Annotated in this window: 15 protein-coding genes and 1 pseudogene; 11 read left to right on the top strand and 5 right to left on the bottom strand. The window is 71.8% G+C overall.

The window, feature by feature from the left end; translation table 11 throughout:
• Positions 1-51 precede the first annotated feature (51 nt).
• From IOD14_RS25790 to IOD14_RS25775, 4 genes are read left to right on the top strand one after another with little or no spacing between them, the layout of a single operon-like run.
• Entirely contained in the window at positions 52-1,080 is a 1,029-nt protein-coding gene (locus IOD14_RS25790; protein WP_123987196.1) for a UDP-glucuronic acid decarboxylase family protein, read from the top strand.
• Positions 1,077-2,948, top strand: a complete 1,872-nt coding sequence (locus tag IOD14_RS25785) for a glycosyltransferase (RefSeq protein ID WP_212671651.1) — start codon at positions 1,077-1,079, stop codon at positions 2,946-2,948. The genes IOD14_RS25790 and IOD14_RS25785 overlap by 4 nt, the downstream gene beginning before the upstream one ends.
• Positions 2,949-3,008: 60 nt before the next feature.
• Complete coding sequence (gene galE / locus IOD14_RS25780) at positions 3,009-4,031, top strand: UDP-glucose 4-epimerase GalE (protein WP_123987195.1); 1,023 nt, start codon at positions 3,009-3,011, stop codon at positions 4,029-4,031.
• 39 nt (positions 4,032-4,070) lie between these two features.
• Positions 4,071-5,498, top strand: a complete 1,428-nt coding sequence (locus tag IOD14_RS25775; protein ID WP_212671650.1) for a UDP-glucose/GDP-mannose dehydrogenase family protein — start codon at positions 4,071-4,073, stop codon at positions 5,496-5,498.
• Here the strand turns inward: IOD14_RS25775 and IOD14_RS25770 are convergent.
• Positions 5,432-7,183: a right-handed parallel beta-helix repeat-containing protein gene (locus IOD14_RS25770; protein WP_212671649.1), complete on the bottom strand. Its 1,752-nt coding sequence runs from the start codon at positions 7,181-7,183 to the stop codon at positions 5,432-5,434. The two genes, IOD14_RS25775 and IOD14_RS25770, sit on opposite strands and share 67 nt — an antisense overlap.
• Positions 7,184-7,419: 236 nt before the next feature.
• Here IOD14_RS25770 and mptB point away from each other — a divergent pair, with 236 nt between their 5' ends.
• Entirely contained in the window at positions 7,420-8,817 is a 1,398-nt protein-coding gene (gene mptB / locus IOD14_RS25765; RefSeq protein ID WP_212671648.1) for a polyprenol phosphomannose-dependent alpha 1,6 mannosyltransferase MptB, read from the top strand.
• Positions 8,814-10,175, top strand: a complete 1,362-nt coding sequence (locus tag IOD14_RS44520; RefSeq protein WP_249126059.1) for a glycosyltransferase 87 family protein — start codon at positions 8,814-8,816, stop codon at positions 10,173-10,175. Before mptB ends, IOD14_RS44520 begins: the two co-directional genes overlap by 4 nt.
• A gap of 35 nt (positions 10,176-10,210) precedes the next feature.
• On the opposite strand, the pseudogene IOD14_RS25760 reads toward IOD14_RS44520, so the two are convergent.
• Together IOD14_RS25760 and IOD14_RS25755 are read right to left on the bottom strand one after the other, a co-directional pair.
• Positions 10,211-11,071, bottom strand: a pseudogene (locus tag IOD14_RS25760) (serine hydrolase); the annotation flags it as partial.
• A 116-nt stretch (positions 11,072-11,187) separates the two neighbouring features.
• On the bottom strand, positions 11,188-12,000 hold the full coding sequence (locus tag IOD14_RS25755) for an IclR family transcriptional regulator (RefSeq protein WP_123987189.1): 813 nt from the start codon (positions 11,998-12,000) through the stop codon (positions 11,188-11,190).
• Between the two features lie 199 nt (positions 12,001-12,199).
• On the opposite strand from IOD14_RS25755, the gene IOD14_RS25750 reads away from it, so the two are divergent.
• The 5 genes from IOD14_RS25750 to IOD14_RS25730 are packed head-to-tail and all read left to right on the top strand — an operon-like array spanning position 12,200 to position 16,120.
• Positions 12,200-12,991, top strand: a complete 792-nt coding sequence (locus IOD14_RS25750; RefSeq protein ID WP_212671646.1) for a transporter substrate-binding domain-containing protein — start codon at positions 12,200-12,202, stop codon at positions 12,989-12,991.
• 21 nt (positions 12,992-13,012) lie between these two features.
• Positions 13,013-13,750 (top strand): amino acid ABC transporter permease, encoded by a 738-nt coding sequence (locus IOD14_RS25745; RefSeq protein WP_212671645.1) that lies wholly within the window; start codon positions 13,013-13,015, stop codon positions 13,748-13,750.
• The gene (locus IOD14_RS25740; protein WP_123987186.1) at positions 13,750-14,400 is read left to right on the top strand and encodes an amino acid ABC transporter permease; all 651 of its coding nucleotides are present in this window, start codon (positions 13,750-13,752) and stop codon (positions 14,398-14,400) included. Before IOD14_RS25745 ends, IOD14_RS25740 begins: the two co-directional genes overlap by 1 nt.
• Complete coding sequence (locus IOD14_RS25735; protein ID WP_123987185.1) at positions 14,397-15,161, top strand: amino acid ABC transporter ATP-binding protein; 765 nt, start codon at positions 14,397-14,399, stop codon at positions 15,159-15,161. The genes IOD14_RS25740 and IOD14_RS25735 overlap by 4 nt, the downstream gene beginning before the upstream one ends.
• Positions 15,158-16,120 (top strand): sugar kinase, encoded by a 963-nt coding sequence (locus IOD14_RS25730; protein WP_249126058.1) that lies wholly within the window; start codon positions 15,158-15,160, stop codon positions 16,118-16,120. The genes IOD14_RS25735 and IOD14_RS25730 overlap by 4 nt, the downstream gene beginning before the upstream one ends.
• Here IOD14_RS25730 and rho read toward each other — a convergent pair.
• Together rho and IOD14_RS25720 are read right to left on the bottom strand one after the other, a co-directional pair.
• Positions 16,117-17,253, bottom strand: coding sequence for a transcription termination factor Rho (gene rho / locus IOD14_RS25725; protein ID WP_123987184.1), 1,137 nt, complete (start codon positions 17,251-17,253; stop codon positions 16,117-16,119). The genes IOD14_RS25730 and rho overlap by 4 nt on opposite strands.
• 240 nt (positions 17,254-17,493) lie before the next feature.
• Complete coding sequence (locus IOD14_RS25720; RefSeq protein ID WP_212671644.1) at positions 17,494-18,321, bottom strand: class I SAM-dependent methyltransferase; 828 nt, start codon at positions 18,319-18,321, stop codon at positions 17,494-17,496.
• Positions 18,322-18,345: the final 24 nt, after the last annotated feature.

The following is an 18,345-nucleotide window of genomic DNA, read 5'->3' as shown; positions in this document are numbered from 1 at the left end:
CTCCCGCGCCGGGCGGAGCGATGGAATCCTTCGGTTAATACAGGAGAATTCATGCGTGTGGCCGTGACAGGTGGCGGCGGTTTTCTCGGCTCGCATCTGTGCGAAGCACTTCTGAGGCGCGGCGACGAAGTCGTCTGCCTCGACGACTTCTCGACCGGCGACCCCGCCAACATCGCTCCCTTCATCGGGAATCCCGCCTTCGAACTCGTCCGCTGCGACGTCAGCCGGTCGGTCGAGGTGGCCGGCCCCGTCGACGCGGTGGCCCACCTGGCCAGCCCCGCCTCGCCCCCCGACTACCTCGCGCGGCCCCTGGAGACGCTCGCCGTGGGCAGCCGCGGCACGGAGAACGCGCTGCGTCTCGCGGCACACCACGACGCCCGCTTCGTCCTCGCCTCCACGAGCGAGGTGTACGGCGACCCCGAAGTGCACCCCCAGGAAGAGACGTACTGGGGGCATGTGAACCCCGTCGGCCCGCGCTCCGTCTACGACGAGGCGAAAAGGTTCTCCGAGGCGCTGACCCAGGCCTACCGGACGAAGCGCGGAACGAACACCGGAATCATGAGGATCTTCAACACCTATGGCCCACGCATGCGTCCGCACGACGGCCGGGTCGTCTCCAGCTTCGTCGTCCAGGCGCTCGCCGGAGAACCACTGACCGTCTACGGCGACGGAAAGCAGACCCGCAGTTTCTGCTACGTCGACGACCTCGTGCGCGGAATCGTCGCCATGCTCGACCACGACGAACCCGGACCGGTGAATCTCGGAAACCCCGTGGAACTGACGGTTCTGCAACTCGCCGAAATGGTCCTGGGCCTGACGGGGGCAAAGGCCGAGATCCAGTTCCACGAACTGCCGGTCGACGACCCCACCCGACGCAGACCCGTGATCACCCGGGCGGCACAACGCCTGGGCTGGAAGCCCGAGGTCGCCATCGAGGACGGACTGCGCCGCACCGTGGAGTGGTTCGCCGCCCGCCCCGACGACATCGCCGCCGCGCTCTGCGCGATCCGGGGCGGACAACAGGACGGCCTCGTCACCGCCGAGCCCCGCTCGGTCGGCGCGACCCCCGTCGCGTCGTGACCCAGACGGACCACGGCCGCGGGCGCGCCGCCGCCCTCGAAGCCGGCCGGCACCTGCCGGGCACCGACGACGCGATGCTGCGAACCCACCTGCGGCGTCTCTCGGCGGGCAACGTCGTCGACGCGCCGGCCGACGGGCCGGTCTTCGGCAGGCCGCGCAGAAAGCTCACACCCGGCCCCACCTCCTGGGTTCCCCGCCTTGGCCGCCTCGACCAGATGAAGGTGTCCCTGCTCGCGGTGTGCTGGTGGACCGCGCTCGTCGTCTTCTGGGAGTGGTGGCTGCGCCCCGAACACCGGATCGGCTGGGCGGGCTTCGCGCTGAACAGCGCACTCCTGCTGTACCTGTCCGTGCTGCCGCTGTACTTCGTCCTCGTGATGATGCGGCTGCGCGTCTTCAACCCCGCCGTCGACGTGCCGAGGCTGCCCACCGCCTTCGTGGTGACCCGCGCCCCGTCCGAACCCTGGGCCGTCGCCCGCACCACGCTCACGGCGATGCTGCGCCAGGACTTCCCGCACCCCTACGACGTGTGGCTGTGCGACGAGGACCCCACCGAGGAGATCCTGGACTGGTGCGAGTCCAACGCGGTGCGCGTCTCCTGCCGCCGCGGCGTCCCGGCGTACCACCGCGACGCCTGGCCCCGCCGCACCCGGTGCAAGGAGGGCAACCTCGCGCACTTCTACGACCACTGGGGCTACTGCGAGTACGACGTGGTCGTCCAGCTCGACGTCGACCACGTGCCCCACCCCCGCTACCTCGGCGAGATGGTCCGGCCCTTCGCCGACCCGGCCGTCGGCTACGTCGCCGCCCCCAGTGTGTGCGACGCCAACGCCCGCACCTCGTGGTCGGCCCGCGGTCGGCTGCACCGCGAGGCCACTTTCCACGGACCCATGCAGCTAGGCCACTCCGACGGCCTGGCACCGCTGTGCATCGGCTCCCACTACGCCGTGCGGACCCGGGCCCTCCAGGACATCGGCGGCCTCGGGCCCGAACTCGCCGAGGACTTCTCGACGACGTTCCTGCTGAACTCGGCGGGCTGGCACGGGGCCTTCGCCATCGACGCCGAGGCCCACGGAGACGGCCCGATCACCTTCGCCGCCATGGTGACGCAGGAGTTCCAGTGGTCACGCAGCCTGGTGTTCATGCTGCTGGGCATGCTCCCCAAGCACCTGCGCCGCATGCCCGGCCGGCTGCGCGTCCGGTTCGCGTTCGCCCTCTCCTACTATCCGCTGCTGGCGCTGACGACGACCGCCGGCCTGCTGCTGCCCCCCGTCGCCGCGGTCACCGGCCGCCCGTGGATCGACGTCAACTACGGCGCCTTCCTGCTGCACTTCTGGGCCATGTCGCTCTTCCTGGTGCTGCTCACCCGGGTGCTGCGACGGCGCGGCCTGCTGCGGCCCGTCGACGCACCGCTGCTGAGCTGGGAGGGCTGGCTCTTCGCACTCACCCGCTGGCCCTACGTGGCCTGGGGAGCCGCGGCCGCGCTGGTGCAGCGGGTGCGGCCGAGGAAGGTCGTCTTCAAGGTGACGCCCAAGGTCCGCGACGGCATGGAGCCCCTGCCGCTGCGCCTGATGCTGCCCTACCTCCTGATCACCCTCGTGCTCTCCGGAGCCGCCGTGGTCGGCCAGCTCACCGGCCCCGCCGTCGGCTATGTGTTCCTGTGCCTGCTCGGTTCCCTGTCCTACGCGCTGGTGACCCTCGCCGTCGGCGTCCTGCACATCCGGGAGACCGCCAGATCGGCGGGCGTCCGTGTGCACCGCGCCCTGCGGACCGCCGCCCTGCCGCTGACCGCGGGCCTCGTCGCCCTCGTACCGCTGGCGTGGGCCCTGATGCTGTTCCCCACCTACCTGCGCGGATTCCTCGCGAGCTGACGCCGCGGCCCCGCCGGACCCGAACCGGCGATCCGACGAACCAGAAGGACGAGGTACCCCATGCCCGAAACGGTCCTGGTGACCGGCGGCGCAGGCTTCATCGGCAGCCACACCTGCGTCGAACTGCTCACCCACGGCTACGAAGTCGTCGTCGTCGACAACCACGTCAACAGCTCCCCCCAGGCCCTGGACCGCATCGCCAAGACGGCCGGACGCCCCCTCACCGCCTCCTACCAGGTCGACGTACGCGACCGGCAGGCCCTCGGCGAGGTGTTCGCCGCCCACCAGGTGGACGCCGTCATCCACTTCGCGGCGCACAAGGCGGTCGGAGAGTCGGTGGCGCTGCCCGTCGAGTACTACGACACCAACGTCGGCGGTACCTGCGCCCTGCTGTCCGTCATGCGCGAGCACGGCGTCCACCGGCTGGTCTTCTCCTCCTCGTGCTCCGTCTACGGCGACGCGCGGACCGTGCCCCTGACCGAGCTGAGCCCGGTCGCGCCCACCAATCCCTACGCGCGCACCAAGCTGATGTGCGAGCAGGTCCTCGCGGACGTGTGTGCCCACCTGACAGACATGAAGGTCCTCGCCCTGCGCTACTTCAACCCTGTCGGAGCCCACCCCGACGGCCTCCTCGGCGAGGACCCGCGTGGCGTCCCCAACAACGTGATGCCGTACGTCGCCCAGGTCGCCGTCGGCCGACGCGAGCAACTCAGCGTCTTCGGCGACGACTACCCCACGCCCGACGGCACCGGGGTCCGGGACTACATCCACGTCATGGACGTCGCCGAGGGACACCGGGTGGCCGTCGAGCACCTGGACGACGACACGGGCATGCGGGTGTTCAACCTCGGCACGGGCGTCGGCACCTCGGTGCTCGAACTGGTCGCCGCGTTCGGCGAGGCGAGCGGCCGGGACATCCCCCACCGGATCGTCGACCGCAGACCCGGCGACGTCGCCGAACTCGTCGCCGACGCGAGCGCGGTGGCCGCGGCCTGGAACTGGACCACCACACGCGATCTCGCCGCCATGTGCCGGGACGCCTGGCGGTTCCAGGAACTCAATCCCCACGGCTATGCCCCCTGACCCCGTCGACGTCGGCGGCCCCCAGACAGGAGAACGTTCATGCGGTTGACCGTCATCGGTACCGGCTACCTCGGAGCCGTGCACGCCGCGTGCATGGCTGACATCGGACACGACGTACTCGGCGTCGACACCGACTCCAGGAAGATCGAGGCACTCGCGGCAGGCCGGGCGCCCTTCTACGAACCCGGCCTGCCCGAGATCCTCACCAGGAACACGGAGAACGGGCGGCTGCGCTTCACCACCTCTTTGCAGGAGGCGGCCGACTTCGCCGACCTGCACTTCGTGTGCGTCGGCACCCCCCAGCGCCCCGACTCCCTCGCCGCCGACCTGAGCCACGTCGAGGCGGTCGTCGACGGCCTGGCAGCGCTCCTGACGCGCGACGGCCTCATCGTCGGCAAGTCGACCGTGCCGGTGGGCACCACCCGCGCGCTGAGCCGCAGGGTGGGGGCGCGCCTGCGGCCCGGCGTCGACGCCGAGGTCGCCTGGAACCCGGAGTTCCTGCGCGAGGGCTACGCCGTCCAGGACACCCTGCACCCCGACCGGCTCGTCGCGGGCGTCACCTCGCCCCGCGCCGACCAGCTGCTGCGCGCCGTCTACGACACGATGCTGCGCGCCGGGGTCGCCTACGTCAGCACCGATCCCGCCACCGCGGAACTGGTCAAGGTCGCCGCCAACTCCTTCCTGGCGACGAAGATCTCCTTCATCAACGCCATGGCGGAGGTCTGCGACGCCTCCGGCGCCGACGTGGTGACCCTCGCCGAGGCCCTCGGCCACGACGTGCGCATCGGGCGCCGGTTCCTGTCCGCCGGGCTCGGCTTCGGCGGCGGCTGCCTGCCCAAGGACATCCGTGCCTTCCTCGCCCGGGCCGAGGAACTCCAGGTGGGGGAGGCGGTGTCCTTCCTGCACCAGGTCGACCGGATCAACCACCGCCAGCGACGGCGGACCGTCGAGCTCGCCCGTCACCTCCTGGGCGGCTCGTTCGCCGGACGACGGGTCGCGGTGCTGGGCGCCACCTTCAAGCCCGACAGCGACGACGTGCGCGACTCACCGGCGCTCGCCGTCACCGCGGAGATCGCCGCCGAGGGCGCCGAAGTCCTCGTCCACGACCCCGAGGGCCTCGACAACGCGCGGACCGCCCTGCCCGGGCCGACGTACTGCACGGACGCCATGGAGGCGTGCCGGGACGCCGACCTGGTGCTGCACCTGACGGAGTGGCGCCACTACCGCGACCTCGACCCGGTGAAGCTGGCCGAAGTGGTCCGGGCGCCGCGCCTGATCGACGCGCGCAACGCCCTGGACCCCGCGCTCTGGCGGGCGGCCGGCTGGAACGTGCGCTCCCTGGGCCGCCCCGCGCACGTGCCGCAGCCCGGCTCGGGTGACGCCCTGCGGGTGACGATCCCTCAGGCCGCCGGCGCGAGCTGGACGGCGCCCACCCCGGGCGACCCCTTCAGCGGCGCCCCGAAGTAGTCCATCGGCCCCGGGTTCACGCCCAGGTTCCGCAGGTTCACGGCGGCACCGGTCAGCGTGTGGGTGCACTGGGAGGCCAGTGCGCCGCGCGTCGGACCGGCGCCGTGCAGATTGGGTCCGGCCGCGGACAGCGGGACCTGGGTGAGACAGGGATCCACGTCGGTACCGGTGGCCCGCTGGCCCAGGGTCTCCTGACCCGTCGCCAGGCGCCAGGAGGCCAGATCGGTGAAGGAGCCGTCCCCCCACTGCAGGTTCCAGCCCTGCGGGCTGTAGTAGTCGTTGCCCTGCATGGTCACGTCCGACGGCAGGAAGGCGTTCTGGGACGCCACGATCGGGGGGCCGTCCGTCACGAACACGTTGTTGCGCACGGTGACGGAGCCCAGGCTCGGCTCGAGCCGCAGCGCGGGCGCGCGGACAGCGCCGTTGGCGGTGATCAGCACGGTGTTGTGGTAGATCGCGAGGTTCGTCACCCGCGACCCGAACGCGACGATGCCGCCGTACTCCTGGAGCTTGCGGCTGTCGTCGTGGCTGATGTTGTACCGGATCGTGTTGCCCGTCTGGGCGGTGTTCGCGACGGCGGAGTAGGCGAGGAAGCCGGCGCCGTCGTTGCCGTAGGCCAGGTTGTACTGCATCACCGAGTGGGACACGTTGTTGTCCAGGCCGAACCCGCCGCCGTCCACCCGCGAGCCGGTGCGATTGCCGTAGGAGACGTTCTTCTGGAGCGTCATCCGCGTCGAGTCGTACGTCCAGATGCCCTCGGGGCCCTCCATCGCGTCCGGCGAGGAGAGCTCCCCGTTGTCATGGGCGACCGACTGCTCGACCCGGCCGCGCCGGATGCTGCCCAGGACGATGCCGCTGCCGGTGTTGCGTTCGGAGGCCTGCGGGTCGCCGACGTTGTCGAACGCCGTCACGCCCGAGACGGTCACGTCCTCGTGCGCGTAGGCGGGCGCGTCCGCGTCGAAGGCGGGGCCGTCGGCCACGAGCCCCGCGTCCTGGTTGGTGTGCAGCGAGGTGTCGCTGATCAGCACGTCCCGGAAGCCCGACGCCTCCTTGCCGCCGTGCAGCCGGATGCCGTTGCGGAAGTTCTTCACCTCGACGCCCGAGACCCGCACGTACGGCAGCTTCCGGTCGCCGGGCAGATCGCTGACGAAGGCGATGCCGTCCTGGGTCCGGTAGGCCGCCGCGTCGCCCACGACGACCAGGTCGCGCAGGGCGACACCGCTCGTGTTGTGCACCTCGATCGCGCGCGACCCGCTCGCCAGGATCGTCGCGCGGCCCTTGCCGTAGGACTCGATCACCACGGGTCTGCGGGGGTCGCCGGCGTCTCCTTGGCCGATGCTCAGCGTCCCCCGGAACCGGGCGCCGCCCTGAAGCCGCAGTCGGTCGGCCGGCCTGAACCGCAGGGCGTCGGCGTGGCGGAGGGTGCGCCAGGCGGACTGTGGGGTCCGGCCGTCGTTGCCGTCGTCACCCTGCGGACTGACGTAGAAGTTCCGTCCTCCCTGCGCGTTCTCCCGCAGGGGGACGTGCGGGGCGGGCATGGTGCATCCGGCCAGCAGCACCGCCATGGCGCACATGCCCACCGCGGCGGCCCGCCGCGACGGACCGGCGACCGGCTCGGCCCTGCGTGTGTTGTCCTGTCGCATCGAGTCGGTGACTTCGGTGCGCTGCTTTCGCTGACGCATCATCGCTCCTGTCTGCTCGATGACCGAACGGCCCCGCCTCTCGGGAGCCGCGGACCCTCACCCTGACGTGCGGGCCCGCGATCGACGGGCCAGCACGCGCAGTTCGGCCCAAGACATGCCTGATTGGACGGCACCACGGGCACGCCCCGGCACGCGCTCGTCGCGAAGCCGCCGCCGTCCCGAGAGGGGCACGTCGCCTTCCGGCCACCCCGCGTCGACACGCTGACGGAGTGTTGGCCATGGCTTTCCCCGTCGATCTCCGCCGCTGCCGGACGCTGGGCCTGGCCGGAACCGCCTTCCTCGCACTGGGCGGTGAGACGGCCGGTGCCCTGCCCGCCCGGGAGCTGCCGGACGCGTCCTCGCCCCAGGCCGCCCTGGGCCTGGTCGGCGCCTACTTCGGCGTCGTCCTCCTGATCGCCGCCTGGCTGCTCCTCGGCCGTCTGGTGCGCAGCCCCGAGCGGCGGCCCGGAACCCGCGAGCTGATGGGGGTCCTCGTCATCTGGTCGATCCCGCTGCTGCTCGCCCCGCCCCTGTTCAGCCGGGACGTCTACAGCTATCTCGCACAAGGCGCCATGGCCGACGCCCACTTGGACGTCTACAGCCACGGCCCCGCCCTGCTCGGCGGCCCCCTCGCCGACGAGGTCGCCCCCATGTGGCGCCATACGGCCGCCCCGTACGGCCCCGTGTTCCTCGGCGTGGCCTCCGCACTGGCCAAGGCGTCCCGCGGTGAACTCCCCGCCGGTCTGTTCGGGATGCGGCTGGTCGCCCTGCTCGGGGTGGCCCTCATGGCGACCGCACTGCCCCGTCTGGCCCGCCACAGCGGCGCCGACCCGGCCGCCGCGCTCTGGCTGGGCGCCCTCAACCCGCTCGTGCTGCTGCACCTGGTCGCCGGCGCCCACAACGACGCCGTCATGCTCGGTCTGCTCGGCCTCGGCCTGGTCGCCGCGCTGGGCCGGTGGCCGATCCTGGGCGCCGTACTGGTGACGCTCGCGTCGCTGGTCAAGGCCCCCGCCGCGCTGGGGCTCGCGGCGATCGTCGTGCTGCGCGTCCGGGCCGGTGACCGTCCGCCGAGAGCCGTTCTCACGGCCGCCGTCTCGGCAGCCGCCACCACTGTCGCCGCGACAGCCGTGGCGGGCACCGGCTACGGCTGGATCGGCGCCCTCAACACCCCGGTCTCGTCCGGGAACTGGGCCCTCACCAGCCTCCTCGGCCGCGCCACCGGAGCCCTGCTGGAACGCCTCGGCAGCGATCTGGCCCCGCTGGCCCTCCCGTTCTGGCACGCCCTCGGCGTCATGACCGCCGTCGCCGTCATCGGCTGCATATGGCTGCGGCTGCGTCCGCGCCCCGTCTACGCCCTTGGCCTGAGCCTCGCCGTCGTCGCCGCTCTCGGCCCGGCGATCCGCCCCTGGTACGCGCTGTGGGGGCTGTTCCTGATAGCGGCCGCCGCACCGAGCGCGTCGGTGCGGCACCGGCTGGCCGCCGTGACGGGTGTGCTCGCGCTCGCCACCCTCCCGAGCGGCAGCCCGGCCGACGCAGGGCAGCTCGTCCTCGCCGTCTCCGGGGGCGTGCTCGCGCTGGTCGTGCTGGTCCAGGCCCACCAGACGGCCCAGGCCCCGGCGACGGGACGCACGGCATGAGGGCGCCGGCCACGGACCGCGGCAGGCTGCTGCTGGCCCTCGCCGCCGTCGCCGCGGTGACCGTCTTCACCGCGACCGTGCCTCTCCTGCGCGACTGGTTCGATCTGCGCGTCTACCACGGGGCCGTCGACACCTGGGTCCACCACGGCGGGCGGCTCTACGACTACCGGGTGCCGGGGACGACGTACGGCTTCACCTACCCGCCGTTCGCGGCCGTCGCCATGCTCCCGATGGCCCTGCTCGGCCTGCGTGCGGCGATCGCGGTGGGCCTGCTGCTCAACCTGGCGGCCCTGGCGGTGGTGATGCGCCTGCTCACCGGCCGGGCCTGGCGGCGCCACGGCTGGTACGGCTGTGCCCTGGGGGCCTGCGCGCTCGCGCTGTTCGAACCGCTGCGCGACACCTTCAGCTTCGGCCAGGTCAACCTCGTGCTGCTGGCGCTCGTCCTGGTCGACGCGTGGCTCCTCGCGACGGGTCGGGAGCGCTGGGCCGGTGCCGGGATCGGGCTGGCCGCCGCGGTGAAGCTCACGCCGGCCCTCTTCATCGGACTGCTCCTGGTCGCCGGCCGCCGGCGGGCCGCGGCGGTCGCCACGGCCGTGGCACTGGCGGCGACGGGCCTCACGGCCGTCGTGGCGCCGGACGCCTCACGCTTCTACTGGACCGGCGCCCTGTGGGACACGTCCAGGGTGGGCCGCCTGGACTACGTCTCCAACCAGTCGCTGCAGGGCATCCTGGCGCGGCTCGGCGAGGAGGACCGCGCGGTCTGGGCGGTGGCCGTGCTGCTGACCCTGGGCGTGTGGGCCGTACGGGCCCGGCGGGCCGTGGCGGCGGGGGACTGGGCCGCCGCGTTCGCCCTGACCGGGCTGACCGCGTGCCTGGTCAGCCCGATCACCTGGGTGCACCACCTGGTGTGGCTGCTGCCGTCCTTCGCCGTTCTCGTGCGGAGCGGGCACCCGCGGATCGCGGGCGCCCTGTACGCCGTGCTGTGCACCAGCGTGGTGTGGCTGTGGTTCGACGACGCGTCGGGCGTCGACGGCTTCCTCGGCAGCAACGCCTACACCTGGATCACCCTCGGCCTGCTGCTGTGGCTCCCGACGGGTCAGTCCCGCGTCGCACGCCCGATCCGGGACCGCAGCGCCACCGCCATCGATCCCGCGCCGAGCCCCGCCGCGCCCAGGATGGCCCAGGTCTCCAGCCAGCCGGGCCCGTCGTCGTCCGGCGCGACCGCCGCCGCGACCGGCACGGCAGCGGGCTCGGGCCCCGGCCGCGGTCTCGCCCGCAACGCGTCCAGCGATCCCACCGGATCCACCCGGCCGGCCGCGCCGAACCCCCAGTCGAGCAGTTCGCGCGCCTCCTCGTAGACGGCGAAGCCACCGCCCTCCCGAGGGTTCATCACCGTCACGACCAGTGTCCGCTCACCCCGGCGGGCGGCCGCGACGAGGGTGTTGCCGGCGTGACTCGTGTAGCCGTTCTTGATCCCGATCAGCCCGGGATAGCGCCTGACGCCGTCGGCGCCGGTCAGCAGCCGGTTGGTGTTCTGGATCCCGTACGACCATCCGCCCCGGCCGGGGAACTTCGCCTCGGCCGTGCCGCAGTACCGCGCGAAGTCGGGGTTGCGCAGCCCCGCCCGGCCGAACACCGCGAGGTCGTAGGCGGAGGAGACCTGGCCCGGGCTGTCGTAGCCGTCGGGGGAGCGGACGTGGGTGTCACGGGCGCCCAGGGCGCGGGCCTTGGCCTGCATCCGGGTGGCCGTCGCGCGCCAGCCGCCGCTGAGCCGGGCCAGGACGTGCACGGCGTCGTTCCCGGAGTTGAGGAAGACCCCGCGCCACAGGTCGGCCACCTGGTACGTCTCCCCTTCAGCGACCCCGACGAGACTGCTGCCGGGCCCGATGTCCGCGAGCTCCTCCTCGGCGACCCGGTGCCTGAGGCCGCCCGGCAGCGTCGGCAGCACGGTCAGCGCGAACAGGGTCTTGAGCGTGCTGGCCGGCGGGAGCCTGCGATGGGCGTCGTGCGCGGCCAGCACCTCCCCGCTGTGGGCGTCCGCGACCACCCACGACAGCGCCGACACCTCCGGGACCCGGGGCGCGCCCCGGTGCGGCCGGACCTGGGTGCCGGAGCGGTACAGCAGGGCGGGCGACAAGGCCGCGGCGTGTCGTCCGCCGGGTGCGCCGGGGTCGGAGCCCGGTTGGGCGGCCGCGGTCGCGGAAGCGAACACCAGCACGCCCGTCGTGCACAGGGCGCAGGCCGAGACGGCCATCCGGGAGGGAAATCCGATTGTCATACCGCAAAGCTAGGAACGGACCCGTCGTACATCGCGCTGCCCGGGCCGAGAGGCGTGCGCGAGCACCCGGATGCCGCACGCCGCCCGGTGCATCAGTCCTGTGCGGTCGTCGTCGCTGTGCCGCCCAGGTCTGCGGTGAGGGTGCGGGTGGCGGACATGAGCAGGGTGCCCAGCTCGGGGAGCCGTTCGCGGGTGACCCGGGCCGCGGGCCCCGAGATGCTGACGGCCGTGGTGACCGCTCCGGTGTGGTCGTGGACCGGGGCGGCGACACACCGGATGTCCTGCTCGTTCTCCACGTCGTCCACCGCGTAGCCGCGCCGGCGGATGAGGTCGAGCTCGGCGCGCAGCCGGTCGGGGGAGGTGATGGTCGCCGGGGTGCGGGCGGGCAGACCCGCCGCGATCACGCCGTCGACCACGTCGTCCCCGGAGTGCGCGAGGAACACCTTGCCGGTCGCCGTGCAGTAGGCGGGCAGCCGGCCGCCGATACGGGAGTGCATGCGGACCGCGCGGGGGCTCTCGACCTTGTCGATGTAGACGATCTCCGGCGGGTCGAAGCTCACCAGATGGACCGTCTCGCCGCTCTCCTCGGCCAGCCGGTGCAGCGCGGGGGCGGTGATCTGCCGGGTGTCGCGACGCTCCAGATAGGCCTGGCCGAGCAGGGCGTTCTGCGGTCCGAGCCGGTAGCGGCCCGACTCGGGGTCCTGGTCGACCAGCCGCACGTCCTTGAGCGGGGCGACCAGCCGCAGCACGGTGCTCTTGCTCAGCTCCAGGCCGGTGGCCAGGTCGGTGAGCGTGGGGCCGTGCGGATGGCTCCGCTCCTCGGCCAGGTACATCAGGATGCCCAGGGCGCGGCGCAGGGAGGAGGAGGCGTTGCGGCGGGGTGAGGTGTCGTCGGCGGGTGACATGCGCGCATCCTAGCGTGCTGCATAGCAAAACTCGATGTCACATATTGAAATCGGTGGTTGACGGTCACGAAAGCCCGGGACTAGCTTCTGCGCAACGCATTGCGAAACGTTGTTTTGCAATGCAGAACATTCCCCTGAAGGGTGTCCCCGAATGAGATTCCGTCACCGTACCCGCTCTTTGATGGTGATTTGCGCTGGTGTGACCGCCGCCGCATCCCTGTCCGCGTGCAGCTCCGCCGGCGGCACCGCCACCGGCTCCTCCGCCCAGTCCTCGACGCTCCAGCAGGTCATCAAGCGCGGCACGCTCAACGTGGCCAGCTGTCTGACGTTCCCGCCGTTCGGATCGCTGAGCAAGGACAACAAGCCGCAGGGCTTCGACGTCGACGTCGCCACCGCGATGGCCACGGCCCTCGGCGTCAAGGTGAAGGTCGTCGACACGACCTCCGCCAACCGCATCCCGAACCTGCAGACCAAGAAGGTCGACGCGGTCGTCTGCAACTTCACCACCACCGCGGAGCGCGCCAAGCAGGTCTCCTTCAGCGACCCGTACATCGTCGCGGGCGAGACCCTGCTGGTGAAGAAGGACAGCGGCATCTCGACGATCAAGGACCTCAGCGGCAAGACCGTCGCCGTCACCAAGGGCTCCACCAACGGCGACGCCGTCAAGGCCGGCAACCCCCAGGCGAAGATCCAGGAGTACGACACCTCCGCCGCCGCCGTCCTCGCCGTCAAGCAGGGCCAGGCGGACGCCATGGTCGAGGACTCCAACTTCCTCAACTACCAGGCCAAGCTGGACCCCTCGCTCAAGGTCACCAAGGACTCCGTCGTCCCGCTGGAGTACAACGGCATCGGCGTCCAGCTCGGCGACCCCACCTGGCTCCAGTGGGTCAACACCTGGCTGCGCGAGTTCAACACCTCCGGACAGGCCGACACGCTCTACAAGAAGTGGTTCGGCGTCAGCCGCCCGTTCCCGCTCAACCCCTCGTACTGAACGACCCGCCCAGGAGTACGCATGCTCACCGACTGGGAGTACGCCCTGCGGGACTGGCCCACCTACCTCGACGCGGCCTGGCTCACGCTGCGCCTGTCGCTGGAGGCCTTCGCCCTCGCGTGCGCCCTCGGCCTGCTCGGTGCCGCCGCCCGCAGATCCCGTCACCTGGTTCTGCGGGCCCCGGCCGCCGTCTACGTCGAGGTCCTCCGCAACACCCCCGTCCTGCTCCAGATGTTCGTCGCCTACTTCGCCCTGCCCTCGGCGGGGCTCAGGCTCAGCCCCGTCCAGGCCGGTGTCCTCGCCCTCGGCGTGAACGTCGGCGCCTATCTCACCGAGATCTTCCGCGCCGGCATCCAGGCCGTACCCGGCGGCCAGCGCGAGGCGGCCCGCGTCCTGGCCATCGGCCGGTCCCGCACCTTCGTCCATGTGGTGCTGCCCCAGGCGCTGCGCAACGTCTACCCGGCCGTGGTCAACCAGCTCGTCCAGATCATCCTCGGCTCGTCGCTGCTGTCGGCGATCTCCGTCCCCGAGCTCACCGGCACGGCCATGGTCATCAACTCCCGCACCCTGCTGACGGTCCAGGTCTTCGGCATCGCCGCGCTGTGCTACCTGATCCTGACCAACCTGGTCGTGCTCGCGGCCGGACTCGTCGGACGGGTGGCGTTCAAGCCGCCGCTGCGCCCTGCCGCCGTACGCCCCAAACCTCTGGACGCCGTACGCCGACTGGTGCCGGCGCTCCCCCGCCGCAAGGAGGCCTGATGGACTGGTCGGTCATCTGGTCCAACCGTGCCCTGTACGTCGACGGGCTGTGGGCCACCGTGCTGCTGTCCCTCGCGGCCATCGCCACCGGCACGCTCGTCGGACTGCTCGTTGCCGCCGTCCGCACCAGCCGGATCCCGGTCCTCGCCCAACTCGCCCGCGGTTACCTGGAGGTGTTCCGCGGGACCCCGCTGCTGATCCAGATGCTCTTCATCTACTTCGGCGCGGCCTACCTGAGCGGGTTCGCCATCAGTGTCTTCGGCGCGGCCCTGCTCGCCCTCACCCTCTACCAGGGCGCCTACATCGCCGAGGTGTTCCGGGCCGGCATCGAGGCCGTCCCGCGCGGACAGTGGGAAGCCTCCCGGGTGCTCGGTCTGAGCCGTGTGCAGACCTTCGGCGGGGTGATCCTGCCCCAGACCCGGGCGATCGTGCTGCCGCCGCTGGTCGGCCAGTACCTCTCCCTGATCAAGGACACCTCGATCGCGGTGGTCATCGGCTACGTCGAACTCGTCCGCCAGGGCCAGGCCGTCATCGACCGCGTCGGCGACCCGACGACGTCCTATCTCGCCGTCGCCGTCCTCTACTTCGTCATCTGCTATCCGCTGTCGGTCCTGGTACGGCGGATGGAGAGAAAGGCTGTCACCGCATGACGACCACGACCACGGACCGGGGGGTCGCGAGCGCCCGCGTCTCCCTCTCCGGCGTGCACAAGCGCTTCGGGGACCTGGAGGTCCTCAAGGGCGTCGACATCGACGTCGAACCCGGTGAGGTCGTCGTCCTCATCGGGGCCAGCGGTTCCGGCAAGTCCACCCTGCTGCGGATCATGTGCGACCTGGAGCGCGCCGACAGCGGCGAGGTGTGGGTGAAGGACGTGCCGCTGCACGACCGCAAACGCGCGCCGGAGATCTTCGGCCATGTGGGCATGGTCTTCCAGCAGTTCAACCTGTTCCCGCACAAGACCGCGCTGGGCAACGTCACCCTCGCGCTGTCGAAGGTGCGCAAGCTGGGCAAGGCGCAGGCCGAGGAGCGCGGACGGGCGGCCCTGGCGCGCGTCGGTCTCGCCGACAAGGCGGACTCCTACCCCGCGCAGCTCTCCGGCGGTCAGCAGCAGCGGGTCGCCATCGCCCGCGCGCTCGCCATGGACCCGGCGATCATGTTCTTCGACGAGCCGACCTCCGCCCTCGACCCCGAACTCGTCGGCGAGGTCACCGGCGTCATGCGCTCGCTCGCCGAGGAGGGCATGACGATGGTCGTCGTCACCCACGAGATGAGGTTCGCGCGGGACACCGCCGACCGGGTCGTCTTCATGGACGGCGGTGTCGTCCTCGAACAGGGCACGCCGGAGCAGGTGTTCGGCAGCCCCGCCGAAGCGCGCACCCAGCAGTTCCTGCACCGGGTGCTCGACACGTGAGGGCTCGCGACGCGACGGAGGTCGTCTGCCTCGGCGAGACGATGGCCGTCCTCGTCCCGCACGACCCGGAGCCCCTGGAACGGCAGCAGGTCCTGCGCCTCGAGGTGGGCGGCGCCGAGTCCAACGTGGCCTGCGGGCTCGCCGCCCTGGGGCACCGCGTGGCCTGGGTGAGCCGCGTCGGCGACGATCCGCTCGGCCGACGCGTCCTCGCGGACCTCCGGGACCGCGGGGTCGACGTCCGCGGTGTCGAGACGGACCCGGACCGACCGACCGGCGTCTACTTCAAGGACACCGGCCCGGCGGGCACCGGCACGTACTACTACCGCAGGGGCTCCGCGGCCACCCGCATGGGCCCGGCCCTCGCGCACACGTGCCGGGCCCCGCTGCTGCACCTCAGCGGCATCACGGCGGCCCTCTCGGACAGCTGCGCGGAGCTGGTCGCGGAGATCGTCGTCCGCAGGGCGGTCCCGGGCGCGACCGTCTCCTTTGACGTCAACCACCGCCCCGCCCTGTGGAGACACCGGGACCCGGCGACCGCGCTGCTGGAGCCGGCCCGCCGCGCCGACATCGTCTTCGTCGGACGTGACGAGGCCGAGACGCTCTGGGGCACGGCCGGGCCGAAGGAGATCCGCGACCTGCTCGCACCGGCGCCCGTCATCGTCGTCAAGGACGCGGAACACGGGGCCACGGCGTACACCGCCGACGGCGGTGAGGTCTTCGTGGCCGCACCGCACTCACGGATTGTCGAACGGGTGGGCGCGGGTGACGCCTTCGCGGCCGGATATCTCGCGGCCCACCTCGAAGGCAGAGGGGTGGCGGCCGCCCTGCGCCTGGGCCATCTGATGGCCGCGGCGGCCCTGGCCACCGGCGGCGACGTGCCCACGGCACCCGACCGGGCCGAACTCGACCGTCTGCTCGGCCTCGACGACGAGGAGTGGCAGGCGCTCCGACTGGGCTAGCCGGCCGGCAGCGTCGGCTGGATCCGCCGCAGGAACGCCGCGTTGTCCGGGGTCTCGCGCATCCGCTGGAGAAGTGTCTCCAGATTGCCCTGGCCGTCCCCGCTCTGCAGAACCCGCCGCAGCCCCCGTACGGCGGTCAACTCGGCCGGGGACAGCAGGAGTTCCTCACGGCGGGTGCCCGACGGGCTGATGGCGACGGCCGGGAAGACGCGCCGGGAGGCGAGTTCGCGGTCCAGCCGGAGCTCCATGTTGCCGGTGCTCTTGAGCTCCTCGAAGTAGTAGTCGTCGGCCCGGGAACCGGTCTCCACCAGGGCGGTGGCGAGGATGGTCAGCGAACCGCCCTCCTCGACGAGCCGTGCGGAGCCGAAGAACTTCTTCGGCCCGATCAGCGCGGTCGCGTCGACCCCGCCGCTGAGCGTGCGGCCGTTGCCGGGGGCCGCGTTGTTGTGGGCCCGGCACAGCCGGGTCAGGGAGTCGAGCAGGATCACGACGTCCTCGCCGGCCTCGACGAGCCGCTTGGCCCGTTCGATCACCAGCTCGGCGAGTGCGATGTGCTCCCTGGGCGTGCGGTCGAACGTCGAGGCGTACACCTCGCCGCGCACGGAGCGCCGCATGTCGGTGACCTCCTCGGGGCGTTCGTCGAGCAGCACCACCATCAGCCGGCACTCGGGGTGGTTGCCGGCGACGGCAGCCGCGACCTGCTGGAGCAGCACGGTCTTGCCGGTCTTGGGCGGGGCCACGATCAGCCCGCGCTGGCCCTTTCCGACGGGCGCGATCAGATCCGCGACCCGGCCGGTCAGACCGGACGCGGGGTGTTCGAGGCGGATCCGCTCGCGGGGGTGCAGCGGGGTGAGGTCACGGAAGTGCCGGTTGTTCTTGCCGGGTGTACGGCCGTTGACGCGGGCGACCTCGGTGAGGGCGCGCTGGGTGCCGCGCACCCCGTCGACGACGTCCCCCTTGCGCAGGCCGAACCTGCGGATCAGAGCGGGGGAGACCTGGAGGTCGGAGGGCGAGGGCAGCAGGCTCGCGGCGCGCAGGTGACCCTTCCCGCCGGCGTCGATGTCGAGGACACCGGTGACGGCGCGGACCGGGGCCTGCTGCTGTACGGGAGGGATTTCGAGTGTGGTGGTCATGAGGATCGGTCCTTTCACGGACGGAAGTGCATGAGGCATGCGGAAGGAAGGGGGAGATACCGCACGGGGAAGGCGGACAGCGCCTTCGGGCGGCGGGAAACAACACCTCGGTACGGCTGAGCCGATGGTCTTGAGGTGGTGCTGAGAAGCCGGTGCACGGACCGGCTGTCTGAGAGAGAACTGGCACCGGCGCCCTCGAACGGGCGTACACAAGTGCTAGCAGGACCGTACCACGGAGCGTCAGCGCGTGGCGAGGAGTCCGTAGAGGAGCGGGATGCGCGGCTCGGGAAGCCGCCACCAGCCGGACGCCGTGCGGGTCATCCGCGGCCAGCGCGGCCAGGGCAGCTCATCGCTCTCGCGCAGCCGCCGCACACTCAGTCCTGCCCCGGTCAACGCGTTGACGACCTCTCCTATTCCGTGCATCCACTCGAAGCTCTCCGTGGCACCCTCGACGGCCGGTCCGTCGGTGTAGGTGTGCCTCGCGTCCCGGTGGACGGGGCCGTCGCCGCCCAGGTAGTCGTGGCGCAGCAGCAGCTCGGGTCCTTCGTCCGGAGCGGGCTTCGGGCCCAGGGAGTTGAGCAGCGGATGGAACTCGACCACGTACAACATCCCGCCGGGGCGCAGGAGTCGGGCGATCACCTGCGCCCACCGCTCCAGGTCGGGCAGGTAGCACAGGGCACCCTTGCCGGTGTACACGACGTCGAACTGCCGTCCCCGCAGGGCCTCGACGGCGTCGTACACGTTCGCCCGCACGTACGTGACGTCCGCGCCCGCCCGCGCCGCGATCCCCCGAGCGGCCGCGACGGAGGCCTGCGAGAAGTCGAGGCCCACCGCCCGGGCCCCACGGCGGGCGAGGGCCACGGTCTCCGTGCCGAGATGGCACTGGAGGTGGAGCACGTCACGGTCGGCCAGCTCGCCGAGGTCCTCCCACTCGAAGCCGGCGAACCAGCGCTCGGGATCGAGGTCCTCGTCCAGCCCGTAGAACCGGCTGGCGAGGTGGACGGGGGTGCGGGCGTCCCAGTTCGCCTGGTTGACCCGCATCAGCCGAGCGTGCTCGTCGGACGTCATGAGCCCATCCAATCGCGAAGCGGA

Origin of the sequence: Streptomyces sp. A2-16 (assembly GCF_018128905.1) — a bacterium.
Lineage (GTDB): Bacteria > Actinomycetota > Actinomycetes > Streptomycetales > Streptomycetaceae > Streptomyces.
This window is presented reverse-complemented; position numbering and strand designations above follow the sequence as displayed.

Excerpts from the sequence above, each read along its gene's own strand:
- IOD14_RS25790 (WP_123987196.1), top strand. The coding sequence starts at position 52 with ATGCGTGTGGCCGTGACAGGTGGCGGCGGTTTTCTCGGCTCGCATCTG.
- galE (WP_123987195.1), top strand. The coding sequence starts at position 3,009 with ATGCCCGAAACGGTCCTGGTGACCGGCGGCGCAGGCTTCATCGGCAGC.
- IOD14_RS25775 (WP_212671650.1), top strand. The coding sequence starts at position 4,071 with ATGCGGTTGACCGTCATCGGTACCGGCTACCTCGGAGCCGTGCACGCC.
- IOD14_RS25770 (WP_212671649.1), bottom strand. The coding sequence starts at position 7,183 with ATGATGCGTCAGCGAAAGCAGCGCACCGAAGTCACCGACTCGATGCGA.
- mptB (WP_212671648.1), top strand. The coding sequence starts at position 7,420 with ATGGCTTTCCCCGTCGATCTCCGCCGCTGCCGGACGCTGGGCCTGGCC.
- IOD14_RS44520 (WP_249126059.1), top strand. The coding sequence starts at position 8,814 with ATGAGGGCGCCGGCCACGGACCGCGGCAGGCTGCTGCTGGCCCTCGCC.
- IOD14_RS25755 (WP_123987189.1), bottom strand. The coding sequence starts at position 12,000 with ATGTCACCCGCCGACGACACCTCACCCCGCCGCAACGCCTCCTCCTCC.
- IOD14_RS25745 (WP_212671645.1), top strand. The coding sequence starts at position 13,013 with ATGCTCACCGACTGGGAGTACGCCCTGCGGGACTGGCCCACCTACCTC.
- IOD14_RS25740 (WP_123987186.1), top strand. The coding sequence starts at position 13,750 with ATGGACTGGTCGGTCATCTGGTCCAACCGTGCCCTGTACGTCGACGGG.
- IOD14_RS25735 (WP_123987185.1), top strand. The coding sequence starts at position 14,397 with ATGACGACCACGACCACGGACCGGGGGGTCGCGAGCGCCCGCGTCTCC.
- rho (WP_123987184.1), bottom strand. The coding sequence starts at position 17,253 with ATGACCACCACACTCGAAATCCCTCCCGTACAGCAGCAGGCCCCGGTC.
- IOD14_RS25720 (WP_212671644.1), bottom strand. The coding sequence starts at position 18,321 with ATGACGTCCGACGAGCACGCTCGGCTGATGCGGGTCAACCAGGCGAAC.